At 53.7% G+C, this 13,512-nt stretch carries 11 protein-coding genes; 7 read left to right on the top strand and 4 right to left on the bottom strand.

Annotated elements, in window-relative coordinates; translation table 11 throughout:
• Positions 1–183: 183 nt before the first annotated feature.
• The 3 genes from malG to malE form a co-directional block, all read right to left on the bottom strand.
• A complete protein-coding gene (gene malG / locus ABIE10_RS22375; protein WP_016155340.1) occupies positions 184–1,074 on the bottom strand; it encodes a maltose ABC transporter permease MalG in 891 nt (296 codons plus the stop codon).
• A 14-nt stretch (positions 1,075–1,088) separates the two neighbouring features.
• A complete protein-coding gene (malF, locus tag ABIE10_RS22370; RefSeq protein ID WP_429157091.1) occupies positions 1,089–2,633 on the bottom strand; it encodes a maltose ABC transporter permease MalF in 1,545 nt (514 codons plus the stop codon).
• Positions 2,634–2,820: 187 nt separating this feature from the next.
• The gene (malE, locus tag ABIE10_RS22365) at positions 2,821–4,011 is read right to left on the bottom strand and encodes a maltose/maltodextrin ABC transporter substrate-binding protein MalE (RefSeq protein ID WP_016155342.1); all 1,191 of its coding nucleotides are present in this window, start codon (positions 4,009–4,011) and stop codon (positions 2,821–2,823) included.
• 359 nt (positions 4,012–4,370) lie between these two features.
• On the opposite strand from malE, the gene malK reads away from it, so the two are divergent.
• The 5 genes from malK to ubiA all read left to right on the top strand — a co-directional run bounded on the left by malK (position 4,371) and on the right by ubiA (position 9,640).
• The gene (malK, locus tag ABIE10_RS22360; RefSeq protein WP_016155343.1) at positions 4,371–5,480 is read left to right on the top strand and encodes a maltose/maltodextrin ABC transporter ATP-binding protein MalK; all 1,110 of its coding nucleotides are present in this window, start codon (positions 4,371–4,373) and stop codon (positions 5,478–5,480) included.
• 176 nt (positions 5,481–5,656) lie between these two features.
• The gene (locus ABIE10_RS22355) at positions 5,657–7,015 is read left to right on the top strand and encodes a maltoporin (RefSeq protein ID WP_047499541.1); all 1,359 of its coding nucleotides are present in this window, start codon (positions 5,657–5,659) and stop codon (positions 7,013–7,015) included.
• Between the two features lie 113 nt (positions 7,016–7,128).
• Positions 7,129–8,076: a maltose operon protein MalM gene (gene malM / locus ABIE10_RS22350; RefSeq protein WP_016155345.1), complete on the top strand. Its 948-nt coding sequence runs from the start codon at positions 7,129–7,131 to the stop codon at positions 8,074–8,076.
• A gap of 180 nt (positions 8,077–8,256) precedes the next feature.
• Entirely contained in the window at positions 8,257–8,754 is a 498-nt protein-coding gene (gene ubiC, locus ABIE10_RS22345; protein WP_016155346.1) for a chorismate lyase, read from the top strand.
• A gap of 13 nt (positions 8,755–8,767) precedes the next feature.
• Positions 8,768–9,640, top strand: a complete 873-nt coding sequence (gene ubiA, locus ABIE10_RS22340; RefSeq protein ID WP_003826589.1) for a 4-hydroxybenzoate octaprenyltransferase — start codon at positions 8,768–8,770, stop codon at positions 9,638–9,640.
• A gap of 60 nt (positions 9,641–9,700) precedes the next feature.
• Here ubiA and plsB read toward each other — a convergent pair whose 3' ends face one another.
• Entirely contained in the window at positions 9,701–12,121 is a 2,421-nt protein-coding gene (gene plsB, locus ABIE10_RS22335) for a glycerol-3-phosphate 1-O-acyltransferase PlsB (RefSeq protein ID WP_047499542.1), read from the bottom strand.
• A gap of 171 nt (positions 12,122–12,292) precedes the next feature.
• Here plsB and ABIE10_RS22330 point away from each other — a divergent pair, with 171 nt between their 5' ends.
• Entirely contained in the window at positions 12,293–12,661 is a 369-nt protein-coding gene (locus tag ABIE10_RS22330; RefSeq protein WP_003826594.1) for a diacylglycerol kinase, read from the top strand.
• 109 nt (positions 12,662–12,770) lie between these two features.
• Positions 12,771–13,379, top strand: coding sequence for a transcriptional repressor LexA (lexA, locus tag ABIE10_RS22325; protein WP_279265364.1), 609 nt, complete (start codon positions 12,771–12,773; stop codon positions 13,377–13,379).
• Positions 13,380–13,512 lie beyond the last annotated feature (133 nt).

Below are 13,512 nucleotides of genomic sequence, written 5' to 3'. Positions count from 1 at the left end.
TTTCAGGCGAAAAATTGATTTGCAGTGATGGGGGGCACGAAAGGAAATAATCGTAAGCGTAATGCAAAATAACATAAAAAAAGGGCGCTCCGGAGAGCGCCGAATAACAGTCACAGGTTGGGATAACATAAGTTGAGGGTTGCAGTGGCATTGCCCGTTGCCGGGCAGTTACTTCGGTAAAACTTAACCTTTCACACCACCCGCCGTCAGTCCGTTGACCAACCAGCGCTGTGCCAGCAGGAACACCAGAGTGATCGGAATGGCTGAAAGTACAGCTGCGGCGGCAAAGTCGCCCCACAAATAGTTCTGTGGATTGAGGTACTGCTGCATACCTACCGCAAGGGTATAGCTGTTCACATCACGCAGCAGCAGTGATGCGACCGGTACTTCGGTAATCGCGGCAATGAAAGACAGAATAAACACGACCGCCAGAATCGGAACGGAAAGCGGCAGCAACACCAGGCGGAATGCCTGCCATGGCGTTGCGCCATCCAGCGCGGCTGCTTCTTCCAGCGAACCGTCGATGGTTTCGAAATAGCCCTTAATCGTCCACACATGCAGCGCAATACCGCCGAGATAGGCGAAGATCACGCCACCGTGAGTGTTCAGACCAATAAACGGAATGTACTGGCCCAGGCGGTCAAACAAAGCATACAACGCGACCAGAGACAGCACCGCCGGGAACATCTGGAATATCAGCATCCCTTTCAGCAGGGTTGCTTTGCCCGGGAAGCGCATACGGGCAAAGGCGTAAGCGCAGGTGGTGGAAAGCGTCACGATACCGATCGCGGTAATGGTGGCTACTTTCACCGAGTTCCACAGCCATAACAGCACCGGGAACGGCGGCGGCGTCACGCGGCCATCCGCATGCTCAACGCTAAAGCCCAGCGCCAGTTTCCAGTGTTCCCAGGAGATGTTTTCCGGGATCAGGCTGCCGGTGGCAAAGTTACCTTCACGCAACGAGATAGCGATAACCATCAGCAGCGGGAACATGATCGCTGCAATGAAAATCAGCAGCAGCAAGTGCGTTGTTAAGAGACGCAGTTTCTGAGATTTGGGTTGTACCATAGCCATGTTCGTTGTCTCCCTTAATCAAACTTCATACGCGTGGCTTTCAGGTTCACGATGGCCAGCGCACCGACCAGCAGGAAGATCAGCGTGGCAATCGCCGCCGCCAGACCGAAGTCCTGACCTCCGCCGCCTTCGAAGGCGATACGGTAGGTGTAGCTCACGAGCAGGTCGGTATAGCCTGCTGGCGTGGTGGTACCAAGACGGTCTGGACCACCGTTGGTCAACAGTTGAATCAGCACGAAGTTGTTAAAGTTAAAGGCGAAGCTGGCGATCATCAGCGGCGTCAGCGGCTTAATCAGCAGCGGCAACGTAATCTTAAAGAAGTTCTGGAACGGACCTGCACCATCCATCGCCGACGCTTCATACAGGTCGTCAGGGATCGCTTTAAGCAGACCCATGCACAGGATCATCATGTACGGGTAACCAAGCCAGGTGTTGACGATAATAATCATCGAACGCGCGGTGGTTGGGTCGCTGAACCAGGCCGGTTTGATGCCAAACAGCGCGCTCAGCATCATGTTGATTTCACCGAAGCTCTGGTTGAACAGCCCTTTGAAAATCAGAATCGAAATAAACGACGGTACGGCATACGGCAGAATCAGCAGGACACGGTAAATCGCTTTGCCTTTGAGAGACTCCCACTGTACGAGACAGGCCAGTACCATCCCCACGGCCACGGTGAGGATCACGGTCAGAACGGAGAAGACCACCGTCCAGACAAAGATGGCGAAGAACGGTTTCTGAATGCCTTCGTCGGTAAATACGCGGGCGAAGTTGTCCCAACCGATGGCAACGGTATAGCCTGGGCTGAGTTTTTCGTTACCCCAGCTACCGTCAGCGTTAATTGCCTGATAATAACCAATATCGTTGTTGGCGCGGTATTTTACGCCGCTTTGGCTGTTGGTGAGCGTGCCGTCATCAGCGAGCGTATAGAGTGGCTGCGTGCCGGAAAACTGGCGCAGTGAACTCATAATCACTTTGCTTTCATCTGGCAGGATGGCGGTGAGTTGGGTTAACGCCTGGCGATTTTGCGTGATGACACGCAGCGTCGCACGTTCGCCCGCTGGCAGCGCCTCGGCTTCTTTCAACTGCAGTTTCTGTTCGCCGCCAAATTTAAAGGCGTCGGAGAGATAATTCTTGCCAGTTACACCGTCGGTGAGGGCCAGTTGCCACTCCGTACCCGCCGGATACAGGCCGAAGTTGTAGGTTTTCCCCGCCTGATAAGAACGGTCCATCAGGACTTCCTGAGCACGTTCAAAGGTCAGTTGGTTGGTGCTGCTGTAGTTGGTAAAGGCAATTGCGATAGTACAAATTAGCGGAAACAGGACAAACAGCCCCATCCCTGCAACGCCTGGGTAAACATAGCGCCAGGCGTAGGCTTTACGGTTAGCAAAAATATACAGGCCAGCAGAGCTTAAAATCAGCGTCATGATGGCAAACAGGTACTCCCCCTGAGCATACATCAAAACAACAAGGTAACCGACCAGCAGCCCAAGCAGACCCATCACTGACCATTTCAGCCGGTCGCTTTGCCACCAGTGTTTCTTTTTAATGACATCCATGGGGATCAATCCTCTTTACGCTTTATCCTTCGCACTACCTCTTTGTTGGCTGCGGAAGCTCACCCCAGTCACTTACTTATGTAAGCTCCTGGGGATTTGCCTCCTTGCCGCCTCGATGTAGCGCGAATGATTTCGCGTAACAACGTATTCAATAAACCTGATTCCCTAAGAAATAAGGGAAACCGTATTACTTGGTGATACGACCTTGTGCATCTTTCAGCGCGGCATCGACGGTCTGACGGCCGCTGGCAGCGTTGATCACTGCGGTACGAACGGCATACCAGAATGCGGACATCTGCGGGATGTTCGGCATGATCTCGCCTTTCTGGGCGTTATCCATGGTGGCCGCGATACGCGGGTCTTTCGCTAACTGATCCTGGAAGGATTTCAGCGCAACCGCGCCCAGCGGTTTGTCCTTATTCACTTCATCCAGACCCTGATCGGTCAGCAGGTAGTTTTCGAGGAACTCTTTTGCCAGTTCTTTGTTCGGGCTGGCAGCGTTGATACCTGCGCTCAGAACGCCCACGAACGGTTTGGACGGTTTACCCTTGAAGGTTGGCAGCAGGGCAACGCCGTAATTCACCTTGCTCTTATCGATGTTGGACCACGCCCACGGACCGTTGATGGTCATCGCGGTGTCACCTTTGTTAAAGGCCGCTTCGGCGATGGAGTAATCGGTATCCGCGTTCATGTGTTTGTTCTTGATCAGATCAACCAGGAAGGTCAGACCCGCTTTTGCGCCCGCGTTGTCCACGCCCACGTCTTTCACGTCGTACTTGCCGTTTTCAAACTTGAACGCGTAACCGCCGTCGGCGGCAATCAGCGGCCAGGTGAAGTACGGTTCTTGCAGGTTGAACATCAGCGCGGATTTCCCTTTCGCCTTCAGTTCTTTATCCAGCGCAGGAATTTCTTCCCAGGTTTTTGGCGGGTTCGGAACGAGGTCTTTGTTGTAAATCAGCGACAGCGCTTCAACCGCAATTGGGTAGGCAATCAGTTTGCCGTTATAGCGTACGGCATCCCAGGTGAACGGATAGAGTTTGTCCTGGAACGCTTTATCTGGGGTGATTTCAGCCAGCAGGCCAGACTGAGCGTAGCCGCCAAAACGGTCATGTGCCCAGAAGATGATGTCCGGGCCGTCGCCAGTCGCGGCAACCTGTGGGAACTTCTCTTCCAGTTTGTCCGGGTGCTCAATGGTGACTTTGATACCGGTGTCTTTCTCGAATTTTTTGCCCACTTCAGCGAGGCCGTTATAGCCTTTGTCGCCGTTAATCCAGATAACCAGCTTACCTTCTTCAATCTTGGCGAGAGCCGAGGCGGAAAACATCATCGTCGTTAATGCAGACAATGCGAGGATGCGTGCGCCAGTTTTGATTTTCATAGTTCCCATCCTGTTTGGTGATTTTGCAGAGGTGGCTTAACGGTTACTAGTTTCTTTATACGACAACCTCTTTCCATCCTCCTTACCCCTACGCCCCACCCGCTCTTTATGTGATCTGTGTTACATAAATGTGAGTATTGCGTACTGGCGCACATAAAAACCCACTGATTTTTGCAGGCTGCATCACGAAATTCCTCCGCGGCGTACGGCCCGGGTCTCAGACGCTGTTCTCTCATCCTCCCGCCTCCTCCCCCATAAAAAAGCTGGGGGTGGAGGATTCACGCAGTCAAGGGATCACGCATAGTCAGCCCATCATGAATGTTGCTGTCGATGACAGGTTGTAACGAAGGGAGAAGGGCATGGCGAGCGTACAGCTGCGAAATGTAACGAAAGCCTGGGGTGACGTGGTGGTATCGAAAGATATCAATCTCGACATTCACGAAGGGGAATTCGTGGTGTTTGTCGGACCGTCAGGCTGCGGTAAGTCGACCTTGCTGCGTATGATCGCCGGACTTGAAACCATCACCAGTGGCGACCTGTTTATCGGGGAGACCCGGATGAACGACATTCCCCCCGCCGAACGCGGCGTGGGCATGGTCTTTCAGTCCTACGCGTTGTATCCCCATTTATCCGTCGCAGAAAACATGTCGTTTGGCCTCAAACTGGCTGGCGCAAAAAAAGAGGTGATGAATCAGCGCGTGAATCAGGTCGCGGAAGTTCTGCAACTGGCGCACCTGCTGGAGCGTAAACCGAAAGCGCTTTCCGGCGGACAACGTCAGCGTGTGGCGATTGGCCGAACGCTGGTTGCCGAGCCGCGCGTATTCCTGCTGGATGAACCGCTGTCGAACCTCGACGCCGCTCTGCGTGTGCAAATGCGAATTGAAATCTCCCGTCTGCATAAACGTCTTGGCCGCACGATGATTTACGTCACCCACGATCAGGTCGAAGCGATGACGCTGGCCGACAAAATTGTGGTGCTGGATGCTGGTCGCGTGGCGCAGGTCGGCAAACCGCTGGAGCTATACCACTATCCGGCTGACCGCTTTGTGGCGGGCTTTATTGGGTCGCCGAAGATGAACTTCCTGCCGGTGAAAGTCACCGGGACGGCCATCGATCAGGTGCAGGTTGAACTGCCCAACCGCCAGCAAATATGGCTACCAGTGGACAGCCATGCGGTACAGGTTGGTGCCAACATGTCTTTAGGTATCCGCCCGGAACATCTGCTGCCCAGCGATATCGCCGATGTCACCCTCGAAGGTGAAGTGCAGGTGGTCGAGCAGCTTGGTCACGAAACTCAAATTCATATCCAGATCCCCGCCATCCGTCAAAACCTGGTTTACCGCCAGAACGACGTGGTGTTGGTAGAAGAGGGTGCCACATTCGCCATCGGCCTGCCGCCAGAGCGTTGCCATCTGTTCCGTGAGGATGGCACTGCATGTCGTCGGTTGCATCAAGAGCCGGGCGTTTAAGGTCCCCATAAAAAACGAAACGCAAAGCCATTCGAAGCTACATCGAGGCGGCAAGTAAATGAATCCCCGGGAGTGTACAAAGAGTACGCGACTGGGGTGAAAGAACGCAGCCAACAAAGAGGCAGCCCGAAGGGGGACGCGTTTAAAGAAAAGCAATGATCTCAGGAGATAGAACGATGATTACTCTGCGCAAACTCCCTCTGGCGGTTGCTGTAGCAGCAGGCATTATGTCTGTTCAGGCAATGGCTGTAGATTTCCACGGTTACGCTCGTTCCGGTATTGGCTGGACAGGGAGTGGCGGTGAACAACAGTGTTTCCAGGCAACCGGTGCACAAAGTAAATACCGTCTCGGTAACGAATGTGAAACCTATGCGGAAATCAAATTAGGTCAGGAAGTGTGGAAAGAAGGCGATAAGAGCTTCTACTTCGACACCAACGTTGCTTACTCCGTCGCACAGCAGAATGACTGGGAAGGCACAGACCCGGCATTCCGTGAAGCAAACGTGCAGGGTAAAAACCTAATCGAATGGCTGCCAGGCTCCACTATCTGGGCCGGTAAGCGCTTCTACCAGCGTCATGACGTACACATGATCGACTTCTACTACTGGGATATTTCAGGTCCTGGCGCCGGTATTGAAAACATTGATCTGGGCTTCGGTAAACTGTCTTTGGCAGCGAGCCGTTCACAGGAAGCGGGTGGTTCATACGCTTTCAGCAGCCAGAATATCTATGATCGTACCAAAGACACCGCGAACGATGTATTTGACGTTCGTTTAGCGCAGTTGGCAACTAACCCGGATGGGATGTTGGAACTGGGCGTTGACTATGGTCGCGCGAATACCACCGATGATTACAGGCTGGCGGACGGCGCATCTAAAGATGGTTGGATGTTCACCGCTGAACATACCCAGAGCATGCTGAAGGGCTACAACAAGTTTGTCGTTCAGTACGCCACAGATTCCATGACCACCCAGGGCAAAGGCCTGAACCAGGGTTCTTATGGTTCTTCCACTACGACCATTGAAGATCCCGTTACTGGCGTTAAAACCAACTATGCCAACAACGTTGTGAATAACAACGGTAGCCTGTTCCGCGTGCTGGACCACGGTGCAATCTCCCTGGGCGACAAGTGGGACCTGATGTACGTCGGTATGTACCAGAACCTCGACATGGATAACGACCTGGGGACCGAATGGTACACCGTCGGTATTCGCCCGATGTATAAATGGACGCCAATCATGAGCACCCTGCTGGAAGTCGGTTACGACAACGTCAAATCTCAGCAGACCAGCGATCGCAACAGCCAGTACAAAATCACCCTGGCCCAACAATGGCAGGCGGGTGACAGCATCTGGTCTCGTCCGGCAATCCGCGTCTTCGCAACCTATGCAAAATGGGATGAAGAGTGGGGTTACATCAAAAATGGTAACGACGTAACCAAATTCGCAGCGGCAACGAACTCTGGCCTCAGCACAACCAGCCGTGGCGACAGCGATGAGTGGTCCTTCGGTGCCCAGATGGAAATCTGGTGGTAATTCAGCACTAACCTGACGTAAAGACCGAAAGAGGGGCGCAAGCCCCTCTTGATTACGGTTTAGCGCGCTATTGCCTGGCCACCGCTGAACCCATGCTATCTGAGGTGATAACAATGAAAATGAAGAAAAGTCTCGTTGCCCTTTGTTTATCTGCAGGGTTATTTGCCAGCGCACCTGGCATCAGCCTGGCCGATGTGAATATTGTTCCGCAGAACACCACCGCGGCCCCATCTATTCCCACTGCGGCGCTGCAGCAGTTAACCTGGACGCCTGTTGATCAATCCAAAACCCAGTCTTCGCCGCTTGCGACAGCGGGTCAGCGTCTGGATGTCGCCGGTATTACTGGCCCGGTCGCTGCGTATAGCGTCCCGGCGAATATTGGCGAACTCACCCTGACGCTGTCCAGTGAAGTGAATAAACAAACCAGCGTATTTGCGCCAAACGTATTAATTCTTGACCAAAACATGACGCCATCTGCGTTCTTCCCCAGCAGCTATTTTACCTACCAGGAGCCCGGCGTGATGAGTGCCGATCGTCTGGAAGGAGTAATGCGTCTGACGCCAGCGCTGGGTCAGCAAAAACTCTATGTTTTGGTCTTTACCACTGATAAAGATCTCCAGCAGACCACAACCCTGCTTGACCCGGCAAAAGCCTATGCCAAGGGCGTAGGTAACGCTATTCCGGATATTCCAGACCCGATCGCCCGTCATACCACCGACGGTTTACTGAAACTGAAAGTCAAAACCAGCTCCTCCTCCAGTGTTCTGGTCGGGCCGCTGTTTGGCTCATCCGGCCCTGGTCCTGTCACGGTGGGCAATACCGCCGCGCCTGCGGTGACCTATGCGGCTCCGGCAGCAGCCGTTGCTGCTCCAGCGCCACAACCGGTGAAGAAAAGTGAGCCGATGCTGAACGACACGGAAAGTTATTTTAACCAGGGCATTAAGGATGCCGTTGCGAAAGGCGATGTCGATAAAGCGCTGAAGCTGCTTGATGAAGCTGAGCGTCTGGGATCCAAATCTGCCCGATCCACCTTTATCAGCAGTGTAAAAGGCAAGGGGTAAACATCGCCCCGCATTGTTGATTTTGCAACAACTGGTGCGTCTCCTGGCGCACCTTTTTTTATCCTTCGGTGCTAATTGTTACACTTATGTTGCTCTGGCGATCACTTAATTGTGTTTGCTCACCCCGTAATGCATTTTCTGCGATACAATGCCTTCAAGTTATAAATCGGAGAGTAAGGCATGCCACACCCTGCGTTAACGCAACTGCGTGCGCTGCGTTATTTTGATGCGATCCCGGCGCTGGACGCCCAACTGCTCGACTGGTTGTTACTGGAAGATTCCATGACTAAACGTTTTGAGCAGCAGGGAAAACAGGTCACCGTAACGTTGATTCGCGAAGCATTCGTTGGGCAAAATGAGGTGCCTGAAGAGCTGCCGCTGCTGCCTAAAGAGTCCCGTTATTGGTTACGTGAAATCCTGTTATGCGCGGATGGTGAACCCTGGCTTGCCGGGCGGACCGTGGTGCCTGAATCAACCTTGTGCGGCCCTGAGCTGGCCTTACAAAATCTGGGGAAAACCCCGCTCGGACGTTACCTGTTTACATCATCGACATTGACCCGAGATTTTATTGAGATTGGCCGCGATGCAGCGCTGTGGGGGCGCCGTTCCCGCCTGCGGCTGAGCGGTAAGCCGCTGATGCTTACCGAGCTTTTTCTACCTGCATCGCCGTTGTACTGAGAGGAAGATAAAGATGGAGTGGAGTCTGACGCAGAATAAGCTGCTGGCATTTCACCGCTTGATGCGTACGGATAAGCCAATCGGTGCCTTACTGCTGCTCTGGCCTACGCTGTGGGCATTGTGGGTGGCAACCCCAGGCATGCCGCAATTGTGGATCCTGGCGGTTTTTGTCGCTGGCGTTTGGTTAATGCGCGCCGCCGGCTGCGTGGTGAATGATTATGCCGACAGGAAATTTGACGGACACGTTAAACGCACCGCAAATCGACCGCTGCCGAGCGGGGCCGTCACTGAAAAAGAGGCCCGAACGCTGTTCGTCGTATTGGTACTGCTGGCCTTCCTGCTGGTTTTGACGCTCAACACGATGACCATTTTGTTGTCCGTTGCGGCGTTAGCGCTGGCGTGGGTTTACCCGTTCATGAAACGCTATACGCACCTGCCGCAGGTGGTGCTGGGGGCGGCGTTTGGCTGGTCGATCCCGATGGCGTTCGCCGCCGTGAGCGAGTCCGTACCGCTGAGCTGCTGGCTGATGTTCCTCGCCAATATTCTCTGGGCGGTGGCCTACGACACGCAGTATGCGATGGTTGACCGCGATGATGACCTGAAGATCGGCATTAAATCGACCGCGATTCTGTTCGGTCAAAACGACAAGCTGATCATTGGTATCCTGCAGGTGGGCGTACTGGTGCTGATGGCGCTGGTGGGTTGGCTAAATGGGCTGGGACTGGGTTATTACTGGTCTCTGCTGGTGGCTGGCGCGCTGTTTGTATATCAGCAGAAACTGATCGTCAATCGCGAGCGTGATGCCTGTTTTAAAGCGTTTATGAACAATAACTACGTCGGTCTGGTGCTGTTCTTAGGGCTGGCGATGAGCTACTGGCATTTTTGAGTTTGGCTTAGCCTGCAAAATAAAAAACCGGTCATTTTATTTCGACCGGTTTTTTTATGCTTACTCGCCCTGTGTGGCGCTCTCGATGGTCAGACGCACATCTGACGTGACCAGTTCGGCCAACATCTGATAGATTTTCATCGTCTCTTCCGGTTCGGCATCTCCGGTATCGCTGATGAATCCCTCGTCACGCAGCGTCAGCACCAGAGAGCTGAACACGGCTTTATCGAAGAATTCCGGCGCGTTAATGCCGTGCAGTACGGAGAGGCGTTGCGCCACGGTGCGGCTCTCTTTCTCCAGTGTGCCACGGTTGATAGACGGGTTCGCGCTCAGCAGCCAGAAGGTAATGGCGTAGCGTTGCAACGTCTCGCGAGCACCCGCCGCCAACAGCTGTAGCGTACGAGAGCGGGCCGGATTGATATGCAGTTCGTCATCGTTCAGGGCGATCAGTCCCTGGCGCTGCATTTCGCTGGCCAGTTCGTCAATCACTCCGGTGAGTTCATCACGCTCCCAACGTAAGAACAGCTCTGCTTTCAGCATTGGGTACAGCGCATCAATATGCTGCTGTAGCGCGGCGCGTGAAATACGACGATGCTGAGTCACAATGGCTGCCATTAACGAAGGCAGAACCAGCATATGCGCAATGTTGTTGCGGTAATACGTCATCAATACCGCCTGCTCGCGCGGCAGAATGATGATGTCACCGATGGTGTCTTTCTCGACCTCAAACTTATTCATCTGTAAGGCATGGTCGATCAATTCACTGGCGCTCTGCGCAGGAACCGTACAATCCGCCGCGTACGGCACGTTGCGCAGCAGACTCAGATAGCAGTCGAGCTGTTCGGTCAGTTGCTCACGGGTCAGAGAGCGCTGGCGGGAGGCCAACAGCGCGGTACAGCACAGGTTCATGGCATTGGCCGCGCCTGCGTTGTTAATGCGTACCATCAGATCGGCGGCAATGCTATTCACCGTCGGCGTCAGCCAGGCCGGACGGATGGACTCGATAGGATCGATCGATTCACGCCACTCCGGTACATGCTGGTTGAGGTAAGTCATCAATGGCATCGGTTCGCCAAAGTTGACATACCCCTGACCCAGATTACGCAGCTTGCTCAAGCCACGCAGCATTTGCGGCAAACTCTCTTTCTCTTTCGTCGCGCCACGCAGCTCTTTCGCGTACGTGCCCACTTCCATTACGTGCTCGTAGCCGATGTAGATGGGGACGAGGGTAATCGGACGCGTACCGCCGCGCAGCATCGCCTGAATGGTCATCGACAGCGTGCCGGTTTTCGGGTCGAGCAGGCGCCCGGTACGTGAACGGCCTCCTTCGACAAAGTATTCAACCGAGTAGCCGCGGCTGAACAACTCGCCCAGGTATTCGCGGAAAACGGTGGAATAGAGCTTGTTGCCCTTGAAGGTACGACGAATAAAGAACGCGCCCAGACGACGGAAAATCGGACCTGCTGGCCAGAAGTTCAGGTTGATACCGGCAGCGATGTGCGGCGGAACCAGCCCCTGGTGGTACAGAACGTACGACAGCAGCATATAGTCCATATGGCTGCGGTGACACGGAACATAGACGATTTCGTGCCCATCGTGCGCCAACTGACGTACACGCTCCGCATTGTGAACGTTAATCCCCTGATACAGACGGTTCCAGGTAAAGCCCAGAATACGGTCTGTCAGACGAATCATCTCGTAGGAGAAGTTGGCGGCAATCTCTTCCATCAGCGCAATGGCATTTTGCTGCGCTTTTTCGTGGGAGATTTTTTTACTGCGCGCTTCATCTTCTACCGCGCGAGCGATAGCTTTTGAGGCCAGCAGCTTATTGAACAGGTCCTGGCGGGCAGGGAGGCGCGGGCCGACTGCGGCCAGACGCTGACGAGCAAAGTGCATGCGCGCCACGCGAGCCAGCTTCTGAGCGATGATTTTATCCGTACCGTGTTCGTCCGCCATGCGACGCAGGGAGACCGACGGGGAGAAGCGGACAAAACTGTCGCGACCCAGCCAGGACACAGCAAAGAATTTCTGTACGCCGTTCAGCATGCGCAGCGGCGGATTGACCTCGCCTTTTTCACGCCCAGGCGCACGGCCAAACATCACCGAAACCGGCACCATTTGCACATCCAGGTCTGGATTGCTGCGATGCAAGTCGAGATAGTTATGGAACAGCTTAATGGACTCTTCTTTCGGCGTGTAATAGGTGAACACGCGCGGGCCGCCGTGAATAAACACGTAGCGCGGCAGCAGAGTTCCGTCTATCTCCAGCGGTTCCAGGGGATCCGGGAGATCGTGCACCAGACATTGGGCACGCAGCGTCAGCAAGTCTGCTTTTGAGTTGTACGGTAGGACATACATAATGGGACGCGAAGTATCGAGCCCCAATTCCGGGGCAGGTTCTGCCGGAATAGACTTGCTTTTTACCAGGACGCTTAATGGTAAATTCAGTAATTTGTAGTAAATTCGTGGCCAGCCGGACATAAACGATGTAAAGCCTCTGGTTAATAATGCAAATGCGCTGCAAGGATATCAGAAAGTTTAGTGAATTTCTGGTGTATCCGGTCATACTTCGCGCTGCTTTGCCACACCCTGAAACAAACGGGGTAACGTTACAATGACATTGACGCTAATAATGTAAAAAGGTTCTTTTTGATGGCCAATAATACCACTGGATTCACCCGAATTATCAAAGCTGCAGGCTATTCCTGGAAAGGTTTTCGCGCCGCATGGATCAATGAGGCGGCATTCCGCCAGGAAAGCGTTGCCGTACTTTTGGGCGTAGCCATCGCCTGCTGGCTGGACGTCGACGCCATTACCCGCGTGCTGTTGATTGGTTCCGTGATGCTGGTGATGATCGTTGAAATCCTCAACAGTGCGATTGAGGCGGTGGTTGACCGTATTGGCTCTGAGTATCACGAACTTTCCGGTCGGGCGAAAGATATGGGCTCGGCAGCGGTATTGCTGTCTATTTTTGTCGCTCTGATCACCTGGGGCATCCTGTTGTGGTCGCATTTGCGATAAAGATTCCACAACTGCATAAATCTCCTGTTTTTTGTGCAGTTTGCGGTTCCAAAATCACCTTTAGCTGTATATACTCACAGCATAACTGTATATACACCCAGGGGGCGGAATGAAAGCGTTAACGGCCAGGCAGCAAGAGGTGTTTGATCTCATTAGGGATCACATCAGCCAGACAGGTATGCCACCGACGCGTGCGGAGATCGCGCAGCGTTTGGGGTTCCGTTCCCCAAACGCCGCTGAAGAACACCTGAAAGCGCTTGCGCGTAAAGGCGTCCTTGAAATTGTATCCGGCGCATCGCGCGGTATTCGACTGCTGCAGGAAGAAGAAGAAGGGTTACCGCTTGTCGGACGCGTAGCGGCAGGCGAGCCACTGCTGGCGCAGCAGCACATCGAAGGCCACTATCAGGTCGATCCTTCACTGTTCAAACCGAACGCCGATTTTCTGCTGCGCGTTAGCGGTATGTCGATGAAAGACATCGGTATTATGGACGGTGATTTACTGGCTGTGCATAAAACTCAGGATGTGCGTAACGGTCAGGTCGTTGTTGCCCGTATCGATGACGAAGTCACCGTCAAGCGTCTGAAAAAGCAGGGCAACAAGGTTGAGCTCCTGCCTGAAAACAGCGAATTTAAACCTATTGTTGTCGACCTGCGCGAGCATAACTTCACTATTGAAGGGTTGGCGGTAGGCGTCATTCGTAATGGTGAATGGCTGTAATTTTCTGTTGATTCCCTGTAGCCCGGGTAAGACGTTTACGTCGCTATCCGGCAACTTGCCCGGTGGCGCTACGCTTACCGGGCCTACACAGCATCTTTTTTCAGTATATCTAACTTCTTCTCAGGCTCTCCTG

It is taken from the genome of Citrobacter sp. 506 (genome assembly GCF_050434985.1).
In the GTDB taxonomy this organism is placed as follows: Bacteria; Pseudomonadota; Gammaproteobacteria; order Enterobacterales; family Enterobacteriaceae; genus Citrobacter; species Citrobacter braakii.
Note: the sequence above shows the minus strand (reverse complement) of the source record. Positions and strands in the feature narration are given on the sequence as shown.

Bases quoted from the DNA above. Each gene is read 5' to 3' on its own strand.
- malG (WP_016155340.1), bottom strand. From the start codon at position 1,074: ATGGCTATGGTACAACCCAAATCTCAGAAACTGCGTCTCTTAACAACG.
- malF (WP_429157091.1), bottom strand. From the start codon at position 2,633: ATGGATGTCATTAAAAAGAAACACTGGTGGCAAAGCGACCGGCTGAAA.
- malE (WP_016155342.1), bottom strand. From the start codon at position 4,011: ATGAAAATCAAAACTGGCGCACGCATCCTCGCATTGTCTGCATTAACG.
- malK (WP_016155343.1), top strand. From the start codon at position 4,371: ATGGCGAGCGTACAGCTGCGAAATGTAACGAAAGCCTGGGGTGACGTG.
- ABIE10_RS22355 (WP_047499541.1), top strand. From the start codon at position 5,657: ATGATTACTCTGCGCAAACTCCCTCTGGCGGTTGCTGTAGCAGCAGGC.
- malM (WP_016155345.1), top strand. From the start codon at position 7,129: ATGAAAATGAAGAAAAGTCTCGTTGCCCTTTGTTTATCTGCAGGGTTA.
- ubiC (WP_016155346.1), top strand. From the start codon at position 8,257: ATGCCACACCCTGCGTTAACGCAACTGCGTGCGCTGCGTTATTTTGAT.
- ubiA (WP_003826589.1), top strand. From the start codon at position 8,768: ATGGAGTGGAGTCTGACGCAGAATAAGCTGCTGGCATTTCACCGCTTG.
- plsB (WP_047499542.1), bottom strand. From the start codon at position 12,121: ATGTCCGGCTGGCCACGAATTTACTACAAATTACTGAATTTACCATTA.
- ABIE10_RS22330 (WP_003826594.1), top strand. From the start codon at position 12,293: ATGGCCAATAATACCACTGGATTCACCCGAATTATCAAAGCTGCAGGC.
- lexA (WP_279265364.1), top strand. From the start codon at position 12,771: ATGAAAGCGTTAACGGCCAGGCAGCAAGAGGTGTTTGATCTCATTAGG.